Below are 24,798 nucleotides of genomic sequence, written 5' to 3'. Positions count from 1 at the left end.
TTGGATTATAGCACAGCGAAAAATTCTGCAGCTTCTTCTTCATCGGAGCTTAGGTTGTCTTTGGCATACAGAGGGTCTTCGTTTGTCATTTTTTTGATTTTTTCCTGACAATAGTTAAAAAGAATCTCTTTTGCCTGTTTGTCGTCAGCTATAAAACCTAATCCACTGAACTGATAAGAGGGCTCTTCCTGCTCGATGCAAAGCAGTGTCCCATCGCATTTCTCTTCTAAAACTTCAACGAGTTCCCGGTAAGAGATGTCAAATTCAGTTGCATTCCAGCCGATATCTTCAAGCTCATTGTTTGCAAATTTATCGACACCATCTCCTGTGGTATCGTCATACGATGCGCGAGGTGTATTTATCTTGATAAGTTCCTGCCAGTTTGAGAATGCTTTTATAAGCAGACGGTCATCATCCTCTACTATCTGATACTTTTCTCCCAAGATATCGGTGAGTGTTGGGACTTTCGGCGGCATAAGGGCACTCGAAGCCTGCGGCGTGTGTTTGTCTTGATAGATCAGTATCTCTTTAGCATTAAAAGGTGCAAATACAATCTCCCCTTGCGTGTTTATACCAAACTCTTTTTGAGAGTTTACAGCATTAAGAAGTTCTTTTTTACTTGTAATGATTATCTCGTTAAATAGGTTAAATTTTTTCATAACTGCCTCTAATTTTTTTCATATTATACAGAGTGTGAGATTAAGATAAATATTTTTATCTTTGTTATAAGCTAGAACTAATAAAAGTTTTACAAAAGTTTCAGTATAATGCGACAAATTTTTTAGAGTAAATTTCTCTAAAGCCTCAAGGAAAACGTATGGCATTAAATGTATATTATGACAAAGATTGTAATTTAGACATCATCAAAAGTAAAACAGTTGCGATGATCGGTTTTGGTTCTCAAGGACACGCTCACGCAGAAAACTTAAGAGACAGCGGTGTAGAAGTTGTTGTTGGTCTTAGAAAAGGTGGATCAAGCTGGGCAAAAGCTGAAGCAAAAGGTTTTGAAGTATTGACAGTTGGCGAAGCTACTGCAAAAGCTGATGTTGTAATGATCCTTTTACCGGATGAAAATCAAGCTGAAATCTATAAAGAAGAGATTGAACCAAATCTTAAAGAAGGTGCTACTATCGCTTTTGGTCACGGTTTCAACATTCACTATGGTCGTATCATTCCAAGAGCGGACATCAATGTTACTATGATTGCGCCAAAAGCTCCGGGTCATACTGTGCGTTCTGAATTCGTTCGTGGTGGTGGTATTCCTGACCTTATCGCTGTTGGTCAAAATCCTTCAGGTACTACGAAAGAGTTAGCACTTTCTTATGCATCTGCAATCGGTGGCGGACGTACTGCAATTATCGAAACAACATTCAAAGATGAAACTGAAACTGATCTTTTCGGTGAGCAGGCTGTACTTTGTGGTGGTGTATCTTCACTTGTTCAAGCTGGTTTTGAAACATTGACTGAAGCTGGTTATGCTCCTGAAATGGCATATTTCGAATGTCTTCATGAATTGAAACTCATCGTTGACCTAATGTTCGAGGGTGGTATCGCAGATATGAGATACTCTATCTCTAACACTGCTGAATATGGTGACTATGTTTCTGGTAAACGTGTTATCAACGACGAGTCTAAAGCTGCTATGAAAGAGATTCTTAAAGAGATCCAAGATGGTAGATTTGCAAAAGACTTCATCCTAGAAGGTCAAGCAGGTTATCCTCGTATGAATGCTGAAAGAACAAATGCTCGTGCTTCATTAATTGAGCAGACTGGTGTGAAACTTCGTGAAATGATGCCGTGGATATCGGCAAATAAAATCGTTAATCAAGACGAAAACTAATATCTTTTTACTTACTGCACTTCATCTTCGGATGATTTGTGCAGTCACTTACTTCAGTAAGCTCCTTTACAAAAACATCCAAATCTAAAGCACATTAAGCAAAAATCTAATAGTTTTCAATTTTTTCATTATCTTATAAAATTTTATTTTGCTATAATCTTTTAAATAATTAAGAGAGAAATTTTGGCAAAACGAATTTTTATAACAGCTACCAATACTGACATCGGTAAAACATATCTCACAAAACTTTTGATGCGGGCTTTTACTGACAAAGGGTATAGTGTCGGTGTGGTTAAACCGATAGAGACTGGGGTTACAGATGAAATGTATCCTGATGGGGATGAACTTTTAGGGCTTTTAAAACAGCTCAATCCGCTTGCCTGGTCTTTGGATGTTGAAGATATCGTGCCCATCTCTTACGAACTGCCTGCGGCTCCTGCCATCGCTTCAAATTTCAGCCTCATTGATTATGACAAGATAGACAGAGCCATAGCACAGCAGGAAGCCTTTTGTGATGTTTTGCTCATTGAAGGGGCAGGGGGGCTTTATGTGCCTTTAGACAGTAATGCAATGATGATAGACCTTATTAAAGCACTTCAGGCAACGGCACTGCTAGTGACGCACTGCTCACTTGGCTGTATCAATGATACACTGCTTTCTCAAAAGACACTTGAAGATAAAAAAGTGTCTTTTGCGACTGTTTTTAACTGTAAAGAGGATGATGAGAGTTTTTCTGTAGTCAGTGAACCTTACTTTCTGGCTAAAGATCTCAAAGTATATAAAAGTGCTTCTGACATTGACACGCTTTGCGATGTCCTGTATAATTTGTAAATTAAAATAAAAGAGATTCTCATGCGCCATTTAATTCGAACTGATGACTTTACAAAAGAAGAGATAGAAGCACTTTTAGCTGATGCAAAGGAGTTCAGTGATGGAAGATTCGAGCGGATTTTGCAGGACAAGATCATTATTACACTCTTTTTTGAAAACTCCACACGGACAAAAAGCTCTTTTGAAATAGCCGCAAAACGTTTAGGCGCTGAGATAGTGCATCTTGATGTGGCAAAAAGCTCTACAAAAAAAGGTGAAACACTTGTCGATACAGCGATGAATCTCGATGCAATGGGCCCTCACGCAATCATTGTCCGTCATCAAAATGCCGGTGTGCCGAAAATTCTCTCTAACCATACAAAAGCCGCTATCTTAAATGCAGGTGATGGTGCTCATGCGCATCCCTCACAGGCACTTTTGGACCTTTATACGCTCAAGGATCATTTTGGAGATGTAAGTGGTAAAAAGATAGCCATCGTCGGTGACATTAAGAATTCCCGTGTGGCAAATTCAAACATTGAGCTTTTGACACGTTTTGGTATGGAAGTAGTCCTCGTGGCTCCGCCGCATTTTTTACCAAAAACAGATCTTAGAACGACGCACTATCTGCATGATATCATCGATGAAGTGGATGCTATTATGAGTCTTCGAACCCAGACTGAGCGTCACTCTTCACAAAGCTATGCATCACTCAAGGATTATGCGAGCGATTTTTGTATCACTGAAGAGTTGGTAGGGGATCGTGACATCATTTTACTCCATCCTGGTCCGGTACACAGAAACATAGATATTAGCGATGCGATGCTTGAAGATAAACGCTGCAAAGTACTCCAGCAGGTGAGCAACGGTGTCAATATCCGAATGGCAATTCTTAAAAAGTTGATAGTTTAAACGCAGAGATGCCTTTTGAAAAAATAAATGCCCTCTCACGTGAGGGAACTCCTTTTTTGTTTTTGAGTGATTTTAAAGCAGAGAATGTAGAAGTTTTTACGCTTGATGAACTCAAAAAGAGTGATATAGAGTTTGCTATTTGTGAAGAGTATGTTTACAAAGCACATCCACATTTTTTAAAGAAATCTCCCCTCGATTTTGCATTGTATAAAAAAAAGTTTGATGCCATTATTGAGGAGATACGTTCAGGTAATACCTACATTTTAAATCTCACGCAGCCGACTGTTATTGACACTGAGCTTTCTCTTCAAGAGATATATGCGCTTGCCAATGCACATTACAAACTTCGTTACAAAGATGAGTTCGTCTGCTTTTCTCCTGAAAAGTTTGTGCAGATAAATGATGATATCATTCATACATTTCCGATGAAGGGAACCATAGATGCGGCGATACCTCACGCAGAGGAGAAAATTTTAGCCAATGCTAAAGAGATGGCTGAGCATATTATGATCGTTGATCTGCTACGCAATGATCTCTCGATTGTTGCAAGAGATGTGAAGGTTGATCGTTTTCGTTATACACAAAAAATTCAAGCAGGAGAAAAAGAGCTGTGGCAGGTAAGTTCACATATCTCTGGCGTACTTCCCAAAGATTGGCGTGAGCATCTTGGAGATATACTGCATTCACTGCTTCCCGCCGGTAGTATCAGCGGTGCGCCAAAGAAGAGTACTTTGGATATAATAGAGAAGACAGAAATGTATGAGCGGGGATTTTTCAGCGGTGTTTTTGGTCTGTTTGACGGACAAAGCTTCGATAGCGGGGTGATGATCCGTTTTATTGAAAAAACAAGAGATGGTTATGTCTATAAAAGCGGGGGCGGCATTACGCTTGACAGTGATGCTGTAAGTGAATATGAAGAGATGCTAGATAAGATATATCTTCCTTAAGAGAGAAACGGATGCAGATGTCATTGAGAAATATTTTTGTTAGCGGTCACCAGTTTCAAAAAGATGAGATCGAACAGCGCAGTCGATTTCAGATGATAAATATAGCTCTTATAACATCTTCTATCGCCTATATTTATGGTTTTATTATCAACCATTTCAGTGCTTTGGCATGGTTTGAATTTTCACTTTTCGTTTTTAACATCATTGCGTTCTTTCTTTTAAGGCGCAGTAAGCAGTATTATACTTTTGTTTCTATGTCTGTTACGACCATAGGTACGACTCTGTTGATACTGTTGATATATGTCACTGATCCAACGCAGATGAAATTTGTCTGGATATACACCTATCCTATCGTAATGCTCTATCTTGTTGATGACAGAGTGACCATTGTATGGTTTTTAATCTTAATCGGCATGATTCTAATCGCACCACTGCAGCCTTACATACCTGTCAAATACAGCTTCTTTCAGGTTTTTTATATTGTCTTTGCACTAGTGATCGTCAGTTTGATCGTCTATTTCTATAAATATAAAATGATTGAATCAAAACGACTGATATTGCAGCAGCAAGAACAGTTGGAACGGCAGATAAAAGAGATGCAGAAAAAAGACAAGATGCTGACATTGCAGTCAAGACAGGCCGTGATGGGAGAGATGATCTCTATGATTGCCCATCAGTGGCGTCAACCGCTCTCAACTGTAACGCTCAATATCTCCAACCTTCAGGTAAAAAAACTACTAGGAGAAGAGATACCTGATACAGAACTCGATAGTGCACTTGAAAATATCAGTGATACTGTTGTTTATCTCTCTGAAACCATTGATGATTTTCAAACCTATTTCAGACCAAATAAAGAGATTGCGACAGTTGATATCAATGAACTTGTAAAAAAGGCTATTTCTTTTATTGAACCGAGATTAAAAAAGACACGGGTAGAAATCAGATTCAATGTGAAGCAGCGAATTGTTGTCGCTACATATCAGAACGAATTGATACAGGTTCTTTTAAATATCATCAACAATGCTGTTGACGAACTTGTCTCACGCAATATCAAAAATCCTCATATTGGCATCAATATCTTTAGCAGACATAAAGAGGTTGTTATAGAGATAGCCGACAACGCAGGTGGTATTTCACAAGAGAATATAGATTCTATCTTTGAACCTTATTTCAGTACGAAAGGGAAAAACGGTACGGGGCTTGGACTCTATATGTCACAGATGATAATGCTCAAGCAGTTCCATACAGAGATAAATGTAAAAAGTACAAGGTATGGTTCTGTTTTTACAGTTGTTGTGCCGAAGAAACTAGCTTAATTTCAGATTCGTTGGGCTATAATTGAAATAAATGAAAATAGGGATGTGTATGTATATAGAAGATTTGAAGTTTTCACTGTGGGCTGATTTTATTGAAAGAGATTATCTTGATAATGAATTTAAGGATTTAATAGAGAAAAAAATTATTAATGGAGCGACTTCAAATCCGGCTATATTCAAAAACGCTATTTTAAGTTCCGATGCTTATATCTCACAACTTGAATCGCTTGGGAGTTTGAGTGCAAAAGAGAAGTATGAAGCTGTAGCAGTCTTTGATATACAAAAAGCTGCCGATATCTTACGACCTCTTTTTGATAAAGGTGATGATGGTTATGTGAGCATTGAGGTAGATCCTTTTTATTGTGATGATGCAGCTGCGACCATCGCTGAAGGAAAAAGACTTTTTTCGATGATTGAAAGGCCAAACGTTATGATAAAAGTGCCTGCTACAAAAGCGGGATATGAAGCGATGGAAGCGCTTACTGCAGAGGGAATTCCTGTCAATGCGACACTAATCTTTAAAAAAGAGCAGGCTGTTGCATGTGCCAAAGCTTTTGAGCGGGGAACTGCAAAGTATGGAAAAAAAGTCGATACAGTGATAAGTATTTTTGTATCAAGAGTTGACCGGGCACTTGACTCTTTGCTCAAAGAGCATAATATCGAAGTGGCTTTGACGGGAATCTATAACTCCTCTGAAATTTATGTGGCGATTGAAGCGATGCAGGTAGAAGGGTGCCGGGCACTGTTTGCAAGTACGGGAGTGAAAGATGACTCTCTGAGTGCACACTATTACGTTGAACAACTCTTGGCATACAACAGTGTCAATACTGCACCGATAGATACTATAAAAGCTTTCGATGCCAATGGGAAAAAAGAAAAAGCATTGCCTATTGACAATAGTGTTATCGAGAAACACATGGAAAAACTTAAAAGTATAGGTATAGATCTGGATGCTGTTTTACAAAAGCAGATCGATGACGGGCTTGAAGCATTTAAAGATGCATTTAAAAAGATCTTGGAGGCATTATGAACGTAGATATAGATGTAAGTAAATTAACCTTTGAACAGTTGAAAAAAGTAAGGGTGCATCTTAAAAAGATGATTGAAGTAGGTGGTTCGGATCTTCACGTGAAGGCCAATTCTGTTATGCGTGCACGTATCAATGGTGAAATAAAGCAGTTCTCAGGCGGAATATTTTCTAAAGAAGATGCTCTGACTTTTGCAAAAGAGTTGCTAAAAGGGCGCTTTGCGGAGTTTGTTGAAAAAAAAGAGCTTGACCTCGTTTACCCGTTTGATGAGAACAACCGTTTTCGTGTAAACATCTTTTTTCAGATGGATGGAGTATCTGCTGTATTTCGTGTGATTCCTGTACGTATTCCATCATTTGAAGAACTGCATTTGCCTGAAGTTGTCAGAAGTTTTGCACATAAGGAAAGAGGACTTGTTCTTGTAACTGGGGTTACCGGTTCAGGTAAGTCAACGACGCTTGCAGCACTCATCAACGAGATAAACCTGACAAGAAAGAAACATATTATTACGATTGAAGATCCAATTGAGTTTGTTCATAAAGACAGAGGCTGTATTATCAATCAACGCTCGGTCGGACAGGATACGCTTTCCTTTGGTACAGCGTTGCGTGCCGCTTTGCGTGAGGACCCCGATATCATTTTGGTTGGGGAGATGCGTGACCGTGAAACGATCAATCTCGCCCTTCATGCAGCTGATACAGGGCACCTTGTTTTTTCAACATTGCACACGGTAGATGCAAAAGAGACGATTAACCGTATCATTGCCCAGTTCCCTACAGAAGAACAAAATCGTGTGAGACTTTCTGTTGCGGGTGTACTGCAGGGAGTAATCTCCCAGCGTCTTGTTCCTACTGTTGACGGAGGACGTCGAGCAGCATTGGAGATTTTGGTCAGAACGCCTACAATCGAGAAACTCATCATGGAAAATCGTGACTATGAGATCAAAGATACGATAGAAGCAGGGAAAGAACATTACAAATCACAAAGTTTCGATCAGGCAATTTATGATCTTTATGAAGATAAGGTTATTTCAAAAGAAGAGGCCCTTGAGAATGCAACGAGTGCTTCTGACCTTGAATTGAAAATTTCAGGGCTTATGAGCGGTAAAATCACGAGTAATCCAAATGAAAACCAAGAAGTACCGAAAGCTTCAGTAGATATTGCCAGTGATGACGATATTTTTGATTTAAAGTAAAATTTAATCCTTAAAAAGATATAATTGCGTCCATTTTAAATTAAGGACTTCATATGTTAGAAGGTATAGTTAGAGAGAGTATTGGCAAAAAGGGCACAAAAGCTCTACGCCGTGATGGTTATCTAATTGCAAATATTTACGGAAAAGGGCTTGAAAATATCAATGCCGCATTCAAAGAGAATGAATATATCCGTACTGTTCGCAACAAAGATACATTGGCATTTCCAGTTAAAATTGACGGAAAAGAAATGAATGTTGTGGTTCAATCATATGAGTCTCACCCAGTTACAGGAAAACTTTTACATGTTGACCTTATGGTAGCACAACCAGGTGTAGTGACACACTATATGGTTCCTGTTGAAGCACAAGGGGAAGCTATCGGTCTTAAAAACAAAGGTCTTGTAAATATTTCTAAAACTCGTTTACGTGTAAAAGCAAAAATCGAAGATCTTCCAAAAGCAATTGTTATTGATGTGACTGACATGGATGTTGGTGATGCAAAACTTATCCGTGATATTGCTGATATCGATGGTATCAAGTTTACAGATGCTGATCGTGTAGCGGTATTGAGTATCATAAAAGCTAAATAATTATGCTCATAGTCGGACTGGGCAATCCTGGGAATGACTATGAAAAAACACGCCATAACATCGGTTTTATGGTAATTGATGAGCTTATTGCTCGTCATAACGCTTCGAAACTCTCCTCTTCATCGTTTGAAGGGGAACTTTACAAATTTAAAAATCATCTTTTATTAAAACCACTTACATTTATGAATCTCTCAGGTAATTCTGTTGTCAAGGTGAAAAACTTTTATAAAATCGAAGATATCGTTGTAATACATGATGATTTGGACCTGCCTTTTGGTGCACTTCGCTTTAAAAAAGGTGGCGGACACGGCGGGCATAATGGATTGAAATCCATAGATGCCATGATAGGTAAAGAGTACATCCGTGTAAGAATGGGCATAGGGAAACCACAGCATAAAGGGGAAGTAGTATCGTATGTTTTAAGCCCCTTTTCTGTTGAGAATGTAAAATGCTTAGATGATTTTATTAAGAGTGCTGCAGATGCAGTAGATTTTTTAACGGAGCACTCTTTGGATGAGACACGCTCTCAATATTCAAAAAAAGGGATTGAATGTTAGCTTTTCGATATATTGCGATGCATTATCTGAAGTACATTTTTATCATCCTTGGTGCATTAGTGCTTTTTGTAGTCGGTTTTGATTATATGGACCATGTTACAGAACTTTCCAAGTCAGCCAACCTTTTACTTATCTATTTGGTTTACAACGCTTTTTACGCTGTAGATCTCTTGTTACCGCTTTCGTTGGTCTTGGGGATGATCTCAACGAAGATTTTTTTGATTCGCTCCAATGCACTCGTCTCATTTTTCTCATTGGGATACTCAAGAGTTGATGTCTTAAAACCCTTTGTAATAGTATCTATGACAATTATTGTGCTTTTTATTTCACTGCATACATGGTCAAGCTTTGCAAGGGCGCAGGAGTTCTCACGCAATATCCGAAAGCATGCGCAGTATCTTAATCCTACACGAGACCTTTTCTTCGCTTACAAAGGCAAATATGTTTATTTCTCAAAACTTCTTCCTTTGCAAGAAAGAGCCCAAGGGGTTCGTGTTTTTAGTGTCAAGAATAATTCATTAAAAGAGGTAGTAACAGCAAAATCGGCAGAGTACCGTAATGGCTTTTGGCATATAAAAAAAGGAGATTTGGTTACAAAGCCCGATGATCTCTCTTTGGCATCACCGGGAATCAAGGTTTCAACAGCAAATGACCTGCAGATACTTGAGGGATTTCGTCCAAAGATGCTTGATCAGGTATATGAGGGGAAAGTAAACTTTACCATCAGTGATGCCATTGATGCAATACTATTGCTTGACAGACAGGGAATAGATACACGAACTATTAAAGGGGCACTTTACAAGATATTTGTTTATCCGTTTTTTGCACCTTTTTTAATTGTAATAATCTTCTTTTTCGTTCCGATGAGTGTGCGCTTTTTAAATGTCTCTCTCTTTAGTTTCGGAGCCATTTTGGCAACGCTTCTTATATGGGGAATATTGATGATGCTCATTGAACTCTCAAATAACAAAACAATTCCTAGTGAAGTCGGCATAATCGGGCCTGTTGTCATTTTAATGCTCATTGCGATCAGACAGTGGAGAAAGTATAGACTCGCTACCTCTTAGGCACATATAAGCACATTTCAGGTAAAATATTTCAAAAAATAATTTGGAATTTTTATGATTGATTTTAAAGAATTGGCAAAAGAGTACGGAACTCCCCTGTACGTGTATGACTTTGATTATATGACAGCGCAGTACAATGAGCTAAAAGAGGCATTCCGTGGTAGAAAATCCATTATCGCTTATGCTGTAAAAGCAAACTCCAACTTAAGTGTTATCAAGCATTTTGCGAAGATGGGAAGCGGTGCGGACTGCGTGAGCATCGGTGAAGTTCGTCGTGCATTTTTAGCAGGTATTCCTGCCTATAAGATCATCTTTTCCGGTGTCGGTAAAAGTGATGCTGAGATTCGAGAAGCGATCGAGCGAGATATTTTATACATCAATGTTGAAAGTGAAGCAGAACTCGGTCGTGTAGAACTCATTGCAAAAGAGCTCAATGTTGCGGCACGTATCAGTATTAGAGTCAATCCAAACATTGACCCAAAAACTCACCCGTACATCTCAACAGGTCTGCATGACAATAAGTTCGGTGTAGATCTTGACAGTGCCAAAAGAATGTATATCAAAGCGAATAATTCTCAAAACCTTGACCCTGTAGGGATTCATTTTCACATTGGCAGTCAGTTGACAGAGCTGCAGCCTATCCGTGAAGCTGCTGAGATTGTAGCTGATCTGGTACGTTCACTTGATGCGATCGATATTGAATTAAAGTTCTTTGATGTAGGCGGTGGACTTGGTATCAAATATGACAACGAAACGCTTATTCAGCCATATGATTATGCACAGGCGATTTTGGGAACACTCACAGGACTTGATATGACGATTCTGTGTGAACCTGGTCGTTTTTTAACTGCAAATGCCGGATATTTTGTAACCAAAGTGCTCTATGAAAAACAAAACGGTTCTAAAAAATTTGTAGTAGTTGACGGTGCAATGAACGATCTTTTACGCCCGTCACTTTACAACGCCTACCATGAGATAGAAGCACTCACAGAAAATAAAGATGACCTGCGTGAGGTCGACATTGTAGGACCTGTTTGCGAAAGCGGTGACTTCTTTGCAAAAGATTATGCACTGCCGCCACTTAATCACAATGATCTTCTTGTCATTAAAAGTGCGGGAGCATACGGATTTGGTATGGGAAGCAACTACAATACACGTGGAAGATCTGCTGAAGTCGCTGTTGAAAACGGCAAAGCACGCTTGATCAGAAGACGTGAAAATTTTGACGATTTGATTGCACTTGAGACAAAGTATTTAGAGGATTAAGATGTATTTTATAGATGTTCAGGGAACACTTATCAGTGATGCAGACAAGTCACCAATAGCGGGAAGCAGAGAGTTTATAGCACATCTCAATGCAAACAACATTCCCTACATGGTGATTACGAACAATACAAAAAAAGCATCCAAAGATTTTTACAACTACCTGAACTCTATCGGTTTTGAATTCTCATTTGATAACTATCTAGATCCTTTGATGCTTTTAGAAGCAAGAGTTTCGAAAGAGCCTGTAGCCGCGTATGGTGCTCCGGAATTTTTAAAAACGCTGCAGGCCATGGGGTATAAACTCGATTATGAAGATCCAAAAACGGTACTCATTGCCATTAAAGAAGATTTTACGGCAGACGAGTATGCACAGATGATAGACTTTCTTCTTGACGGGGCAAAACTTGTCGGCATGCATGAGACTTCTATTTATGCAAAAAATAACAAGCGTTATCCGGGTGTGGGAGCCATTTTAAAAATGCTGGAGTTCGCAACAAGCACTGCTTATGAAGTTGTCGGAAAACCAAGTGTCGCTTTTTATGAAGAAGCACTGCGTTGTATTCAAGAACAGGATAAGCGTGCCGAATTTTCAAAGATTACTATTATCAGTGATGACGTTAAAGGAGATCTTGGCGGTGCGAAGGAGCTTGGTATGAAGACGGTCTTTGTTACAAGCGGCAAATATAAAACAGCCGAGGAGATTGTTCCTTATTTGGAAGATGCTTTAAAGCCTGACCTGATTTACAAAGATATGCAGGAAGTGCTTGCAAATCTTGAGGAGAGATAATGAAAACATTGGATGAATGCCGAGAAGCGATAGACAGTATAGATAATGCGATGCTTGAACTGCTGAACAAACGTATGAAGGTTGTAGAACGCGTTGGTGAGATCAAGCAGGAAAGCGGCGGGGCTGTTTACAGACCTGAGCGTGAAAAAGCCATTATCGAAAGACTTAGCAAGCTCAATGACGAGCAAAAAGGACTTCTCAATAAAAGTGCCATCGAAGCGATCTTCTTGGAAATATTTGCTGTGGCACGCAACCTTGAACTTCCTGAGAAGATCGCTTATCTAGGACCTGAAGGTACATTCACGCATCAAGCCGCAGAGAGCCGTTTTGGTGCTATGAGTAATTATCTCTCACTCAATTCTATAGAATCCGTTTTTAAAGAACTGGAAGCAAAACGAGCGAAATTCGGTGTTGTACCGATTGAAAACTCCCGTGACGGTGTTGTTGGTGAAACGCTTGACCTGCTTTCGAAAAGTTCTGTAAAAATAGTGGCAGAACTTTATATGCCGATTCATATCTCTTTTGCAACGAAGGCGGACTCGTTGAAAAAGATCAAACGTATCTATTCCAAAGACAAAGGTTTCGGTGAATGTCGGGAGTTCCTAAATGAGTATGATCTGATGAATATAGAGCATATTCCTGTAGAATCAACGGCAAAGGCGGCTATCCTTGCAAGTGAGGATGAAGAGTCAGCCGCTATCTGCTCACACATCGCAGCTAAACTTTACGGTGTGCCTGTAATGTTTGAAAATATAGAGGATGTTCATGACAATGCAACACGTTTTGTCATTTTGAGTGACTTTAAAAATGGCATAAGTGGCGATGATAAAACAAGTATTTTGGCGAAGCTCAAAGATGCCAATGAAGCCGGATCACTGGTTCACTTTTTAAGCGATTTCGATGCTGCAAAAATAAATCTTTCAAAGATCGAGTCTCGTCCTTCAAAAGAGAGCGGTGGATTTGGTTATTGGTTCTATATTGATTTTTACGGTCATATAGATGAAGAGAGAGTTCAAAAAGTTATACAAAAACATACAGATGAAGTGACATGGCTTGGAAGTTATGTAAAGGGTGAAGATTGAAATTTAATAAAAAACTAGAAAATATTGATACCTATGAAGCCGGGAAACCGATAGAACTGGTTGTGCGTGAGTTTGGCATAGAACCAAAAGATATTATAAAGCTTGCATCGAATGAGAATCCATACGGATGTTCCATCAATGTCCAGCATGCAGTTACAGAGATAGTGCCTAATATGGCAATGTATCCTGATGACTCAATGATGAAGCTAAAAGAAGGACTCTCTGAGAGATTCGATGTTGCAGAAGAAAACCTAATCATAGGCAGCGGAAGCGATCAGGTTATAGAATTTTTAATGCATGCAAAAGCGGATGAGAATTCAAAGATATTAATCAATTCCGTTACGTTTGCAATGTATGAGATCTATGCAAAACATGTAGGTGCTGAGATAATAAAGACAGCTTCTCAAGAACACAACCTTGATGAATTTTATGCACTCTATAAAGAGAAAAATCCTGATATTATTTTTCTCTGTACACCGAACAATCCTACGGGTGATGCCATCGATGCAGCGGCTATAATGGAATTTCTTGCAAAGATTGACAGTGATACACTGGTTGTTGTTGACGGTGCTTACATGGAGTATGCGCAGTATAAAGATCAAAGCAAGAGTGTCTCACCAAAAGAGTTGATTGAAAAGTTTGACAATGTCATCTATCTTGGAACGTTTTCAAAAGCGTATGGACTTGGAGGAATGCGTGTCGGATACGGAATTAGCGATGCAAGAATCATCAAAGAACTCTATAAGCTAAGACCTCCATTTAATGTCACGACACTCTCCCTTGAAGCTGCTTCAACTGCACTCAAAGATGAAGAATTTGTGAATGAATGTATCGCTTTGAATTTTGAAGAGATGAAACGCTACGAAGAGTTTGCAAACAAGCAAAAACTAGATATAATAGAGAGTTATACAAATTTTGTTACTTTATGCTTTTGCGACAACATTGATTCGACACAATTATCTGATGAGTTGCTTCGACGCGGAATGATTGTAAGAAATTTAAGTGGTTATGGAATGAATGCTATTCGTGTAACAGTAGGAACAAAAGAGCAAAATGACCGTTTTTTTGAACTTGTACAAGAGTTATTATAAAATATTGAAGATGAGAGATTAATGGATTTTAAGGCGCTTTTTTCGCAGTTGTCAGTTTTGTATGCAAAACTGAGTAAAGAACAAAAGATAATCATAGCGGCAGCTGTTGTCGGCATTATCGCTTTTTTAATATTTCTTGTTGTCTACAGTGCAAATAAAAGTGCAAAATCTTCATATGTAACTCTTTTTGAAACACTGAGTGATCAGGACGCTGCAAAAGTTGTCGCTCAACTTGATAAAGATGGTATTAAGTATGAGGTTGGAGCAAACAATGTCATTAAAGTACCGCGTGACGTTGTCTATAAAGAACGTATTGCAATCGCTGCACAGGGTATTCCTAAAAACAGTGGTGTCGGGTTTGAGCTTTTTGACAAGCAGGAGTTTGGAGCAACGAACTTCGATCAGAAGATTAAACATTTGCGTGCATTAGAGGGTGAGCTTGCCAGAACGATTACAGCGCTTTCTCCAGTTGAACATGCCACGGTAAGTTTGGCACTGCCAAAAGAGACGCTTTTTGTCTCAAAACAGGTAGATCCGACAGCATCGGTCATGGTTGAACTCGTGGAGGGAAGAGCACTCTCTTCAAAACAGATACGAGGTATTAAAAATCTTGTATCTGCAGCAGTACCGAGACTGAAATCTGAGAATGTTATGCTTGTCAGCAGTGATGGCGTGACCCTTGGAGACAATGATGAGATGTCTCAAATGGGTGAGCTTTCTCTTGTTCAGCAGCGATATAAGCTAAAAGAAGAGAAAAAACTGCAGCAGAAAATTGTAGATGTTATTGCACCTTTTGTCGGTGGCAGTGATAAAGTTGTTTCACAGGTCACTGTTGAGTTCGATTTCTCGCAAAAAAGTTCAACGTCGGAGAAGTATGATCCTGAGAATGTTGTCAGAAGTGAGCAGGTAAATGAAGAGAAGCGTGAAGGTTCTCAACCTGAGCAAGTAGGCGGTGTTCCGGGTACAGTTAGCAATATCGGTCCGGTAAAAGGGTTAAAGTCTCAAAAAACAGTTGAAAAATATACAAAAAACAGCGGTACAACAAATTATGAAGTCGGTAAAACGGTCAGCACAACGAAAAGCCAGTTTGCTCGCATAAAAAGAATCACAGCTGCTGTCGTCGTTGATGGAAAATACAAGCATAAGCTCGATAAAGATGGAAATCCGACAGATGAGCTTGAATATGTTCCGCTCGATACAACTGACCTGACTGCTCTTAACTCGTTGGCAAGCCGTTCTATCGGTATAGATACAAAACGGGGGGACCAGATCAGTGTTCAAAACCTGCAGTTCGAACGTGCTGCTGTAAGAGGTCCTGACGGTGTCAGTAAAGCGGTTACATTTACACAGACCTATATAGCACCGTTCGCAGATCTGTTCAAGTATATTTTTGTTCTTATTCTACTTCTTATTCTTTACAAAAAAGTCATTGCACCGTTTGCAAGTAAAATGCTTGAAGTCTCTCGAGAAGAAGAGGAACTTGAAGCGCCGAAACTCGAACTTGAAGATGATGAGGGTGAAGATCTTGTAGAAAAAGTCCAAACAATGCGTAAAAAAGTTGAAGAGCAGCTTGGTATGACAAGTAACTTGAATGAGGATGAACTCAAACATGAAGTTATTCTGGAAAAAGTAAGAACAATGGCTGAAGATTCACCGGAAGAGATAGCATCGCTCTTGCAGGCGCTTTTAAGTGAAGAAGCTGAAGTGCCAAAACCCAAAGAAGGATAAGTAATGGCTATGACACAGCAGCAGCAGGCAGCTTTTGATGAAATGGGTATGGCAGAGAAGATTGCCATTTTACTTTTGCAACTGGGTGAAGATGCAACAGCGGAAATTTTTGCCAATATGAATGTTGAAGCTATTACTGAAATATCAAAATATATTGCTACCAATACTACGATAGACAGAGCGATTGCGACTGCCGTTCTTGAAGAGTTCCATGCGATCTTCCAGTCTGGACAGTATCTTACTTCCGGTGGTATGGAGTATGCAAGAGAACTGCTTTACAGAACGCTTGGTTCCGAAGAAGCGAAAAAAGTTCTTGACAAGCTCTCAAAAAGTATGCAAAATACACAAAACTTTGCCTATCTTTCAAAAATCAAACCGCAGCAGCTCTCTGACTTTATCATCAATGAACACCCTCAAACCATTGCTCTTATTTTGGCGCATATGGATCCAACAGAAGCGGCAGATACGCTGCAGTTCTTTCCTGATGATCTTAGAAGCGAAGTGGCGATGCGTATGGCAAAACTTGGAGACATCTCACCTTCGGTAATCAAACGTGTCTCTGCTGTACTTGAATCGAAACTCGAATCACTTGCTTCTTATAAAGTCGAGGTCGGGGGAACACGTGCCGTTGCAGATATCTTTAACCGTCTAGGTGCGAAAAATGCAAAAGCGACGCTCTCTACTATTGAACAGGTCGATGAAGAGCTTGCTACTCAGATCAAAGAGATGATGTTTACTTTTGAAGATATGGTCTCACTTGATAAAACGGCAATTACAGAAGTGCTAAAAGCTGTCGATAAGGCAGATTTGATGCTGGCACTCAAATCTTCTCCAGAAGAGCTCAAAGAGAAATTCTTCTCTGCTATGAGTGAGCGCGCAAAAGAGGCATTTGAAGAAGAGATGCAGTTCCTCGGTGCTGTTAAAATGAAAGATGTTGAAGCGGCTCAGAGAAAAATCGTTGAGGTCGTTAACCAATTGGCTGAGGCCGGAACAATTCAGATGGGTTCATCTGAAGAGATGATTGAGTAGTACGATGGCAACAGTAATACCAAATAGCAAAATCGAGAAGCATCATGTAGATAAGTATAACTTTAAAGTTATCGCTATGGGCTCAGAAGAGACAAAAGAGGCAGCCGTTTTTGAGGAGAGTGTTGAGCAAACTCCCGTTCAGGCTGCAAAAGAGATTGATTCAAGTGCTTTGGATGCAAAATCAAAAGAGTCTTTGATTGAATCTTTAATGAAAAAAACGGATGAGATGTCCTCAAATTTCATCAAACTACAGATGAAACTCGAAGCAAAGGAAGAAGAGTATCAGGCATCTTTAGCGCAGGCAAAAGAAGAGGCTTTTGCTGAGGGGATGAAAGCCGGAAAGGCACAGGCGCTTGAAGAGATAGATAAAACTTTGAATGAGAAGATGGAGCTTTTCACAAAATCCATTGCTAAACTTGATCAAAGTGCTCAAGAGTATAACAGTGCGTTAGAGAGCTTAAAAAATGAGTTGGTTACTGCTGCACTCGATATTTCAAAAGAAGTTATTAAGATAGAATTGAGTACAAATTCTTCGGAAGTTGCAAAAATGCTCTCAGAAGAACTCATTCATGACCTGCAGGGAGCATCAGAAGTAACACTGAAAGTCAATCCAAAAGACCATGCTACTCTATCAGAGCATTTTGGAAACTTACAGTATGTAACCGTTATTGCAGACAGTGCAGTAAGTGAAGGCGGTGTGATTGTTGTCAGCGATGCAGGCAATATTGATGCACAGATATCAAAAAGATTTGAAAGAGTTAAGAAAGCAGCCCTAAGTGAGTAAAATGGACTTACAATACAAAAGTATCGCCGAGTTGGAAAAACTCTGCGAAGATATACGTAAAAGAATTCTGGAAGTAGTCAGTAAAAACGGGGGACATCTGAGCTCAACGCTGGGAGCGACGGAACTCATCGTTGCAATGCATAAGGTATTTGACTCTAAAAAAGATCCGTTTATCTTTGATGTTTCGCATCAATCCTATGCACATAAACTCCTTACAGGCAGATGGGATGAGTTTGACACCCTGCGTCAGTTCAATGGCATCTGCGGTTATACAAAACCAAGTGAAAGTGAAGACGACTATTTTGTAGCAGGACACAGTTCTACTTCCATTTCATTGGGTGTAGGCGCTGCAAAAGCGATAGCACTCAAAGGCGAGCAGGATGAGCGTATTCCTGTCGTTATGATAGGTGACGGTTCTATGACAGCGGGAATGGTCTATGAAGCACTCAATGAACTCGGAGAGAGAAAGTATCCAATGGTTATCATCTTGAATGATAATGAAATGAGCATATCCAAGCCTATCGGTGCCGTTTCTCGTATGCTCTCTTCAGCGATGGCTTCACCCTTTTACCAGCGCTTTAAAAAAACAACAGAGGCTTTTGTTGATAACTTTGGCGAGGGTGCGAGATATATTGCAAAAAGAATGGAAGAGTCCCTGAAACTCGTCACTCCGGGAATGCTTTTTGAAGAGATGGGCATTGATTATATCGGTCCTGTTGACGGGCATAATCTCACGCAGCTTATAGAAATCCTTGAGACGGCAAAGCAACTAAAAAAACCTGTTATTATCCATGCACAGACCCTTAAAGGCAAAGGCTATGAGATAGCAGAAGGCAAAGAAGAGAAGTGGCATGGTGTAGGTCCTTTTGACATCAGCAGCGGTTCATCATCAAAAAAATCTTCTGCAAAATCTGCAACGCAGATATATACGGAAGCTTTGCTGCATCTTTGTAAAGATAATGATAAAATCGTCGGTGCTACAGCGGCAATGCCAAGCGGTACCGGTCTAACGGAACTGATTGAGAAGTATCCAAACCGTTTTTGGGATGTTGCCATCGCAGAACAGCACGCCGTTACTTCCATGGCGGCCTTGGCACGTGAGGGATTTAAACCTTTTTGTACTATCTATTCGACCTTTTTACAGCGCGGGTATGACCAGGTTATTCATGATACCTGTTTGATGGATCTGCCGGTTGTCTTTGCACTTGACCGTGCGGGCATCGTTGGTGAAGACGGAGAGACACACCAGGGTGTCTTTGATGTCAGTTTTTTACGCGCTATTCCAAACATGACGCTCTTTGCGCCACGTGATGAGAAGAGTTTTCATCAGGCGATGGCCTTTGCAACAGAGTATGACCATCCCTGTTCACTGCGCTATCCCAGGGGTGCTTTTCTTGATACGGAAGGCTTGCCGGAGTCTACGAAGTTTACCTTGGCAAAGTCTCAGCTTTTAGAATCACATGAGGGTGACATTCTTTTCATAGGATATGGAAACGGAGTGGGGCGCGCTTATGCCACAGCGAAGCTGTTAGATGAATCGGTAAGCCTTCTAGATCTGCGTTTTGTGAAACCCTTAGACACGACTATGCTGCGTGAGATGGTACAAAAACATAAAAAATGGTTTGTCTTTTCTGATACTTCAAAAATGGGTGGTGTCGGATCAGCACTGCTCGAGTTTTTAGCAGATGAGAAAATTACCGATGTTTTGGTAGAGAGTTTTGAATATGATGACTGCTTTATAACTCACGGGAATACAAAAGTCGTTGAAGAGTCTTTGGGAATACTCCCTGCACAGCTTGCAAAAAAAGCAGAGGCATTAATCTAATTTGATTATGCCTGCAAATCTGCCGCAGTTTTTCTCTTCTCTGTAGGAGTAGAAGTGAGAATCACACCGTGAACAAATATCTGAAATCTCAATATTTTTTTCAAGAATATTCTCCTCTAAAAGCTGTTTATGTAAAATATCTCTGATATTGAGATAGTATTTATTGCTCTCTTGCGTGAGGGCATAAGCAAGGTTTCTCTTTTTTGCCTCTTGGTATATTGTATCATCTACTTCATAACAGTGCCCACAAATTGCCGGACCAATGGCAACTACAATCTCTTTTGTTTGTGAGTTAAAATCATTTGTAAATTTTCTTATTACATTTTTTATGATGTTTGTAAATGCTCCTGCACGTCCTGCGTGAGCGACTGCAATGACTTTTTGCACAGGATCGTAGAATAAAATTGGAGAACAATCCGCTGTCATTACCATAAGTAGAGTGTTTTTTTTATCTGTAATGAGTGCATCACAGGTTGGAGGGTTGTCAAAGGTGTCGTTATCGGTGATAATTTTTACCTCATTTGAGTGAATCTGCTTCATATGAACGAGTATTTCCAATTTATAATTGAGTTCGCGTGAGAGTCGTTGGTGGTTTTTTAGTACATGAGCCGGATCATCATTAACATGAAAGGCAAGATTGCCTGTTTCCTTTGTAGTGAAGGCGTGTGTGATCTCTGGAAACTTCTTTAATAATTTACTTTGATAAAATTGCATATAATGATTATATCATAATGGCTTTATAGATATGGAGCCGTCATTATCGCTGCATAATTCCGAGGGCAAATCCTCCCTTTGGTCTGAGTCTCTCCATTATGCAATGATAATGATGACTAGAATAAAAATGAAAAATAGTAATTAAATCATTGAGATGGAGAGTGTGCGTGAGCAAACTAAGTATGTACCCGATAACCTTGGATGGCAAGAGTGTTGATGAAAAACGTCAAGAGATAATAGCCTATTTCAATAATACTTTTGATCTTTTTGAGAAAGTTTTTGAACTCTTGCGTGATGAGTCTGTTTTTTATAAAAAGAGTGAACCGACACGCCATCCTATGATCTTTTATTTTGGGCATACGGCTACTTTCTTTATCAATAAACTCATCAATATGAAGATAATAAGCGAAAGGATCAATCCTGAGTTTGAATCTATATTTGCCGTAGGTGTGGATGAGATGGATTGGGATGATATGGAAGAGTCCCGCTACCGATGGCCGAAAGTGACTGACGTGCGATCATACCGGGATAAGGTAAGAACTGTAGTCAATGGATTGATAGAGAGTTTGGAGTTTTCACTGCCGATCCGTGATGATTCGCCGATGTGGATTATTTTGATGGGAATTGAGCATGAACGCATTCATATCGAGACCTCACTCGTACTGCATAGGCAGATGCCCATAGAGTTCATTCAAAAGGTTGAAGATTTTATTTTATGCCCTCACGCAGGAGAAGTTGTAAAAAATGAGATGCTTCAGATAAAAGGCGGTTTTATTGAACTTGGAAAGAACAAAGAACATCATCTTTATGGCTGGGATAACGAGTATGGCTCTTACAGTGAAGAGATAGATGATTTTCAAGCGGCAAAGTATCTTGTATCCAATGGTGAGTTTTTGGAATTTGTTGAAGCCGGCGGTTATGAAAATGAATCGTATTGGGATGAAGAAGGGTTGGAGTTTTTGCGACGCAGTGGAGTGAAACATCCGCATTTCTGGGTTGCATCAAAGGATGGATACAAATACAGAGCGCTTGCTGAGATCATAGAGATGCCGTTGAACTGGCCTGTGGATGTCAATGCACTTGAAGCTGAAGCTTTTTGTCGATACAAAAGCCAAAAAGAGGGAGTGGAGTATAAGCTGCCAAGTGAGGCGGAGTATGCTGCCATTTATAAAGCTTCGGGACTCTATGATATTCCTGAGTTGCATGAGAGCAGGGCAAATATTAATTTTTACCACTATGCATCTTCATGCCCTGTCGATGAGTTTGGGTTTAACGGCATCTATGATGTTATCGGTAATGTTTGGCAGTGGAGTAGAACGCCGATTCGCGGCTTTGCTGGCTTTGAAGTTCATGAAGCGTATGATGATTTTTCAACACCTACATTTGATGAGAAACATGCACTCATTTTAGGTGCTTCATGGGCAAGCAGCGGCAACTTGATAATGAAGCATTCACGCTATGCTTTTCGTAAGCATTTCTTTCAAAATGCAGGTTTTCGTTATGTTGTATCAGAAAATGAAGCCAAAGAAGAAGATATCTACGAGAGTGATGCTCTTGTCTCGCAGTATTGTGAATTTCAGTATGGTGATGAGCGTTTTGGAGTTGAGAACTTTGCCGTAAAATGTGCCGATATCGCTGCTGGATTTGCCGATAAAAAAATAAAAGCGCTTGATCTTGGCTGTGCAACAGGACGGGCTTCTTTTGAGCTTGCAAAATATTTTGACGCAGTAGAGGGTATTGATTTTTCGGTGCGTTTTATTGGTGTGGGATCAAAGCTCAAAAATGATGGTTATGTCGCTTACAATGTTCCCTTAGAAGGTGATATAACTCGTGAAAAAAAGATAACATTGCAAGAGTTGGGGTATGAAACTCTCAAGGATAAGGTCTCATTTTGGCAGGGCGATGCCTGTAACCTCAAACCAAATTTTACTGGGTATGATCTGGTAATGGCAACGAATCTTATTGACAGACTCTATAATCCCAAACTGTTTTTGGAAGATATTGCAAAACGAATCAATAGAGGTGGTATTTTGGTGCTTACATCTCCATATACCTGGCAGGAGAGTTCAACTGCAAATGAGTTGTGGCTTGGCGGCTACTATGATGATGACGGCAGACCGATAAGAACCATAGATGCTCTGCGTGAGCTGCTTCAAAAAGATTTTGATTTTGTCCATAGTGAGGATGTGGAGTTCGTGATTGCTGAAACGGCTCGTAAACATCAGCATACGGTTTCAGAGTTGAGTGTATGGAAAAGAAGATAATGTTTTCAACTGCCGCTTCGCGTGAGGGGAGTAATGCGGAAAAATATACTTTGCGTGAGCAGCTTTTCGGTACACAAGATGTTTTACCGGTATGGGTTGCCGATATGGACATCAATACACCTGCTTTTGTTTTGGATGCCGTAGCAAAACGATTGCAACATCCAATAATAGGATATGAAGAGGTGCCTGAATCTGCATATCTGGCTCAGATAGCATGGATGAAAGAACACCATAATGTTACGTTTAGTTTAGAAGATATGTTCCATTCTCACTCAGTTGTGGCTTCTATGGCTGTTGCGATTGAGGCATTTAGCGATGAAGGTGATGGCATTGTTGTGCAAACACCTGTCTATCCTCCTTTTTTTCAAACTGTCAAACGATTAAAACGCAGAGTTGTTACAAACCCACTTTTGCTGGGTGAGGATGGAAGTTACGGATTTGACATTAAGGATTTTAAAAAGAAGATAGATAAAGATACAAAGATGCTGCTGCTTTGTTCGCCGCATAATCCTGTTGGCAGAGTTTGGCGTGAAGAAGAGCTGCGGGAGATAGCTGATATTTGCTATGAAAATAACATCATTGTCTTTGCAGATGAAATTCACTGCGATCTGGTGTTCGAACGAAACAGGCATATTCCTTTTGCAAGCCTTGGTGCTTACGCAAGAGAGATGTCTCTAACAGCCATAGGGGTAGGCAAGACATTCAATATGGCAGGATTTGCAATGAGTTCAGTTGCCGTACCGGACAAAGAACTGCGTGAACGATTTAGAGAAGCGCATGAAAGAGTGCATTTTGCGCAGGGAGCAGTGCTCTCGCATGTTGCTTTTGAGACAGCATACAAAGAGGGTGCGTTATGGCTGAGTGAACTGAAAAATCATCTGTGTGAGAACTATAACGTATTGGTCTCTCTTGCGCAGAGGTATGAAAAACTGATACGTGTTACGCCTTTGGAAGGAACATATCTTGCCTGGCTTGATTGTCGTGGAATGGGACTTGGAGACAGAGCTTTGCGTGAGTGGTTTGTCAAAGAAGCAAATCTTGGATTGAATCCCGGTATTGCTTTTGGCAGAGAGGGCAGTGGTTTTATGCGCTTGAATTTTGCCGTGCCATCTGATACAATGGTAGAAATAATAACAAGAATGGAAGGTGCATTGAAGCGATATGATAAAAATTAACTGGGATGAGTACAAAGAGCATAAAAAATACAGCGTGCGCGATGATAATTTTGAGATACTTTTAGAGTTTATGAAAAGTTTTTACAATATGAATAATCCTACAGATATATATAATACTTTTATAGCAGACGATATTGCAGTAATGATGTTGGAAAAAAGAGGCATTAAAAATGCAGAAGATCTTGAAAATTATCTCTTTAAGCTCTGATGGATAAAGATCTACAACGTATTGAAGCTTTTATACAAAAGCATCATGTGTTGTCACTCGCAACAGCGTTTGGTGATGAGGTAAGCGCATGTTCACTTTTTTACACCTATCTGCCGCAAGAGCGATCTTTTATTGTGGCAAGCAGTGATGATACTCTTCATATACAACATATACGGAAGAACCCGAATATTGCGGGAAATATTCTCCTTGAGACAAAGGAGATCGGTAAGATTCAGGGTTTGCAGTTTCAGGGAACTTTTGGAACTTTGCGTGAGAAAGGTTTCAAAAAAAGCTATTTTACAAGATTCCCTTATGCTTTGGCTATGAATCCGACATTGTGGCAGATTCGAGTTGATTATTTTAAACTGACAGATAACAGGCTGGGATTTGGTAAGAAACTTATTTGGCAGGAGCCTTCTCTTTAAAAAGTGAGCAATCACTTCCACTGCTTTTGAAAACCACCATGGAAGGTATCTGTGCTGACTTAAAACCGTATGCTTTACATCCGTGAGGCTGGCTTTTCTCCCAGGTGACAAAATAATATGCACAACGTCTGCAGTTAATTCTTTTTTTCATGGGATGG

General features: G+C 39.9%; 25 protein-coding genes. 22 read left to right on the top strand and 3 right to left on the bottom strand.

Annotation, left to right across the window (positions count from 1 at the left end; all coding sequences use genetic code 11):
• Window positions 1-5: 5 nt before the first annotated feature.
• Window positions 6-659 carry a hypothetical protein gene (locus tag FM071_RS08000; protein WP_193110473.1) on the bottom strand — a complete coding sequence of 218 codons (654 nt, stop codon included), beginning with the start codon at window positions 657-659 and terminating at the stop codon, window positions 6-8.
• A 158-nt stretch (window positions 660-817) separates the two neighbouring features.
• Between FM071_RS08000 and ilvC the strand changes: the two genes are divergently transcribed.
• The 18 genes from ilvC to dxs all read left to right on the top strand — a co-directional run bounded on the left by ilvC (window position 818) and on the right by dxs (window position 19,854).
• On the top strand, window positions 818-1,840 hold the full coding sequence (gene ilvC / locus FM071_RS07995) for a ketol-acid reductoisomerase (protein ID WP_193110472.1): 1,023 nt from the start codon (window positions 818-820) through the stop codon (window positions 1,838-1,840).
• Between the two features lie 183 nt (window positions 1,841-2,023).
• Complete coding sequence (bioD, locus tag FM071_RS07990; protein WP_193110470.1) at window positions 2,024-2,671, top strand: dethiobiotin synthase; 648 nt, start codon at window positions 2,024-2,026, stop codon at window positions 2,669-2,671.
• 21 nt (window positions 2,672-2,692) lie between these two features.
• The gene (locus FM071_RS07985; protein WP_193110468.1) at window positions 2,693-3,562 is read left to right on the top strand and encodes an aspartate carbamoyltransferase catalytic subunit; all 870 of its coding nucleotides are present in this window, start codon (window positions 2,693-2,695) and stop codon (window positions 3,560-3,562) included.
• An 8-nt stretch (window positions 3,563-3,570) separates the two neighbouring features.
• Entirely contained in the window at window positions 3,571-4,509 is a 939-nt protein-coding gene (locus tag FM071_RS07980) for an aminodeoxychorismate synthase component I (protein ID WP_193110467.1), read from the top strand.
• Between the two features lie 11 nt (window positions 4,510-4,520).
• The gene (locus tag FM071_RS07975; RefSeq protein ID WP_226960522.1) at window positions 4,521-5,825 is read left to right on the top strand and encodes a sensor histidine kinase; all 1,305 of its coding nucleotides are present in this window, start codon (window positions 4,521-4,523) and stop codon (window positions 5,823-5,825) included.
• 49 nt (window positions 5,826-5,874) lie between these two features.
• Complete coding sequence (locus FM071_RS07970; RefSeq protein WP_193110465.1) at window positions 5,875-6,855, top strand: transaldolase; 981 nt, start codon at window positions 5,875-5,877, stop codon at window positions 6,853-6,855.
• The gene (locus FM071_RS07965; protein WP_193110464.1) at window positions 6,852-8,048 is read left to right on the top strand and encodes a type IV pilus twitching motility protein PilT; all 1,197 of its coding nucleotides are present in this window, start codon (window positions 6,852-6,854) and stop codon (window positions 8,046-8,048) included. The genes FM071_RS07970 and FM071_RS07965 overlap by 4 nt, the downstream gene beginning before the upstream one ends.
• A 53-nt stretch (window positions 8,049-8,101) precedes the next feature.
• A complete protein-coding gene (locus FM071_RS07960) occupies window positions 8,102-8,638 on the top strand; it encodes a 50S ribosomal protein L25/general stress protein Ctc (protein ID WP_193110462.1) in 537 nt (178 codons plus the stop codon).
• A 2-nt stretch (window positions 8,639-8,640) separates the two neighbouring features.
• On the top strand, window positions 8,641-9,195 hold the full coding sequence (gene pth / locus FM071_RS07955) for an aminoacyl-tRNA hydrolase (RefSeq protein ID WP_283949402.1): 555 nt from the start codon (window positions 8,641-8,643) through the stop codon (window positions 9,193-9,195).
• A complete protein-coding gene (locus FM071_RS07950; RefSeq protein WP_193110460.1) occupies window positions 9,189-10,262 on the top strand; it encodes an LptF/LptG family permease in 1,074 nt (357 codons plus the stop codon). The genes pth and FM071_RS07950 overlap by 7 nt, the downstream gene beginning before the upstream one ends.
• A 54-nt stretch (window positions 10,263-10,316) precedes the next feature.
• Window positions 10,317-11,528, top strand: coding sequence for a diaminopimelate decarboxylase (gene lysA / locus FM071_RS07945; protein WP_193110458.1), 1,212 nt, complete (start codon window positions 10,317-10,319; stop codon window positions 11,526-11,528).
• A gap of 1 nt (window position 11,529) precedes the next feature.
• The gene (locus tag FM071_RS07940) at window positions 11,530-12,315 is read left to right on the top strand and encodes an HAD-IIA family hydrolase (RefSeq protein WP_193110456.1); all 786 of its coding nucleotides are present in this window, start codon (window positions 11,530-11,532) and stop codon (window positions 12,313-12,315) included.
• A complete protein-coding gene (gene pheA / locus FM071_RS07935; RefSeq protein WP_193110454.1) occupies window positions 12,315-13,397 on the top strand; it encodes a prephenate dehydratase in 1,083 nt (360 codons plus the stop codon). The genes FM071_RS07940 and pheA overlap by 1 nt, the downstream gene beginning before the upstream one ends.
• Complete coding sequence (gene hisC, locus FM071_RS07930) at window positions 13,394-14,488, top strand: histidinol-phosphate transaminase (protein WP_193110452.1); 1,095 nt, start codon at window positions 13,394-13,396, stop codon at window positions 14,486-14,488. The genes pheA and hisC overlap by 4 nt, the downstream gene beginning before the upstream one ends.
• A 48-nt stretch (window positions 14,489-14,536) precedes the next feature.
• On the top strand, window positions 14,537-16,216 hold the full coding sequence (fliF, locus tag FM071_RS07925) for a flagellar basal-body MS-ring/collar protein FliF (RefSeq protein WP_430738965.1): 1,680 nt from the start codon (window positions 14,537-14,539) through the stop codon (window positions 16,214-16,216).
• 3 nt (window positions 16,217-16,219) lie between these two features.
• Window positions 16,220-17,245 (top strand): flagellar motor switch protein FliG, encoded by a 1,026-nt coding sequence (fliG, locus tag FM071_RS07920; protein WP_193110449.1) that lies wholly within the window; start codon window positions 16,220-16,222, stop codon window positions 17,243-17,245.
• A 4-nt stretch (window positions 17,246-17,249) separates the two neighbouring features.
• Window positions 17,250-18,029, top strand: a complete 780-nt coding sequence (gene fliH, locus FM071_RS07915; protein WP_193110447.1) for a flagellar assembly protein FliH — start codon at window positions 17,250-17,252, stop codon at window positions 18,027-18,029.
• 1 nt (window position 18,030) lies between these two features.
• Window positions 18,031-19,854 (top strand): 1-deoxy-D-xylulose-5-phosphate synthase, encoded by a 1,824-nt coding sequence (gene dxs, locus FM071_RS07910; protein ID WP_193112058.1) that lies wholly within the window; start codon window positions 18,031-18,033, stop codon window positions 19,852-19,854.
• Here the strand turns inward: dxs and pgeF are convergent.
• Complete coding sequence (gene pgeF, locus FM071_RS07905) at window positions 19,846-20,568, bottom strand: peptidoglycan editing factor PgeF (protein ID WP_193110445.1); 723 nt, start codon at window positions 20,566-20,568, stop codon at window positions 19,846-19,848. The genes dxs and pgeF overlap by 9 nt on opposite strands.
• A 167-nt stretch (window positions 20,569-20,735) precedes the next feature.
• On the opposite strand from pgeF, the gene ovoA reads away from it, so the two are divergent.
• From ovoA to FM071_RS07885, 4 genes are read left to right on the top strand one after another with little or no spacing between them, the layout of a single operon-like run.
• Window positions 20,736-22,832 carry a 5-histidylcysteine sulfoxide synthase gene (gene ovoA / locus FM071_RS07900; protein ID WP_226960521.1) on the top strand — a complete coding sequence of 699 codons (2,097 nt, stop codon included), beginning with the start codon at window positions 20,736-20,738 and terminating at the stop codon, window positions 22,830-22,832.
• Entirely contained in the window at window positions 22,817-24,007 is a 1,191-nt protein-coding gene (locus FM071_RS07895) for a PatB family C-S lyase (protein WP_193110444.1), read from the top strand. The genes ovoA and FM071_RS07895 overlap by 16 nt, the downstream gene beginning before the upstream one ends.
• The gene (locus FM071_RS07890; protein WP_193110442.1) at window positions 23,994-24,215 is read left to right on the top strand and encodes a hypothetical protein; all 222 of its coding nucleotides are present in this window, start codon (window positions 23,994-23,996) and stop codon (window positions 24,213-24,215) included. The genes FM071_RS07895 and FM071_RS07890 overlap by 14 nt, the downstream gene beginning before the upstream one ends.
• The gene (locus FM071_RS07885) at window positions 24,215-24,640 is read left to right on the top strand and encodes a PNPOx family protein (protein WP_193110440.1); all 426 of its coding nucleotides are present in this window, start codon (window positions 24,215-24,217) and stop codon (window positions 24,638-24,640) included. Before FM071_RS07890 ends, FM071_RS07885 begins: the two co-directional genes overlap by 1 nt.
• Here FM071_RS07885 and FM071_RS07880 read toward each other — a convergent pair.
• The gene (locus FM071_RS07880) at window positions 24,615-24,791 is read right to left on the bottom strand and encodes a uracil-DNA glycosylase (protein ID WP_193110439.1); all 177 of its coding nucleotides are present in this window, start codon (window positions 24,789-24,791) and stop codon (window positions 24,615-24,617) included. The two genes, FM071_RS07885 and FM071_RS07880, sit on opposite strands and share 26 nt — an antisense overlap.
• Window positions 24,792-24,798 lie beyond the last annotated feature (7 nt).

This window comes from Sulfurimonas paralvinellae (assembly GCF_014905135.1).
GTDB classification, from domain to species: domain Bacteria; phylum Campylobacterota; class Campylobacteria; order Campylobacterales; family Sulfurimonadaceae; genus Sulfurimonas; species Sulfurimonas paralvinellae.
Note: the sequence above shows the minus strand (reverse complement) of the source record. Positions and strands in the feature narration are given on the sequence as shown.

Bases quoted from the DNA above. Each gene is read 5' to 3' on its own strand.
- fliG (WP_193110449.1), top strand. From the start codon at position 16,220: ATGGCTATGACACAGCAGCAGCAGGCAGCTTTTGATGAAATGGGTATG.
- lysA (WP_193110458.1), top strand. From the start codon at position 10,317: ATGATTGATTTTAAAGAATTGGCAAAAGAGTACGGAACTCCCCTGTAC.
- FM071_RS08000 (WP_193110473.1), bottom strand. From the start codon at position 659: ATGAAAAAATTTAACCTATTTAACGAGATAATCATTACAAGTAAAAAA.
- FM071_RS07950 (WP_193110460.1), top strand. From the start codon at position 9,189: ATGTTAGCTTTTCGATATATTGCGATGCATTATCTGAAGTACATTTTT.
- FM071_RS07890 (WP_193110442.1), top strand. From the start codon at position 23,994: ATGATAAAAATTAACTGGGATGAGTACAAAGAGCATAAAAAATACAGC.
- ilvC (WP_193110472.1), top strand. From the start codon at position 818: ATGGCATTAAATGTATATTATGACAAAGATTGTAATTTAGACATCATC.
- FM071_RS07895 (WP_193110444.1), top strand. From the start codon at position 22,817: ATGGAAAAGAAGATAATGTTTTCAACTGCCGCTTCGCGTGAGGGGAGT.
- fliH (WP_193110447.1), top strand. From the start codon at position 17,250: ATGGCAACAGTAATACCAAATAGCAAAATCGAGAAGCATCATGTAGAT.
- FM071_RS07960 (WP_193110462.1), top strand. From the start codon at position 8,102: ATGTTAGAAGGTATAGTTAGAGAGAGTATTGGCAAAAAGGGCACAAAA.
- FM071_RS07940 (WP_193110456.1), top strand. From the start codon at position 11,530: ATGTATTTTATAGATGTTCAGGGAACACTTATCAGTGATGCAGACAAG.
- FM071_RS07965 (WP_193110464.1), top strand. From the start codon at position 6,852: ATGAACGTAGATATAGATGTAAGTAAATTAACCTTTGAACAGTTGAAA.
- pgeF (WP_193110445.1), bottom strand. From the start codon at position 20,568: ATGCAATTTTATCAAAGTAAATTATTAAAGAAGTTTCCAGAGATCACA.
- FM071_RS07970 (WP_193110465.1), top strand. From the start codon at position 5,875: ATGTATATAGAAGATTTGAAGTTTTCACTGTGGGCTGATTTTATTGAA.
- FM071_RS07980 (WP_193110467.1), top strand. From the start codon at position 3,571: ATGCCTTTTGAAAAAATAAATGCCCTCTCACGTGAGGGAACTCCTTTT.
- FM071_RS07975 (WP_226960522.1), top strand. From the start codon at position 4,521: ATGCAGATGTCATTGAGAAATATTTTTGTTAGCGGTCACCAGTTTCAA.
- dxs (WP_193112058.1), top strand. From the start codon at position 18,031: ATGGACTTACAATACAAAAGTATCGCCGAGTTGGAAAAACTCTGCGAA.
- FM071_RS07880 (WP_193110439.1), bottom strand. From the start codon at position 24,791: ATGAAAAAAAGAATTAACTGCAGACGTTGTGCATATTATTTTGTCACC.
- pth (WP_283949402.1), top strand. From the start codon at position 8,641: ATGCTCATAGTCGGACTGGGCAATCCTGGGAATGACTATGAAAAAACA.
- FM071_RS07885 (WP_193110440.1), top strand. From the start codon at position 24,215: ATGGATAAAGATCTACAACGTATTGAAGCTTTTATACAAAAGCATCAT.
- pheA (WP_193110454.1), top strand. From the start codon at position 12,315: ATGAAAACATTGGATGAATGCCGAGAAGCGATAGACAGTATAGATAAT.
- FM071_RS07985 (WP_193110468.1), top strand. From the start codon at position 2,693: ATGCGCCATTTAATTCGAACTGATGACTTTACAAAAGAAGAGATAGAA.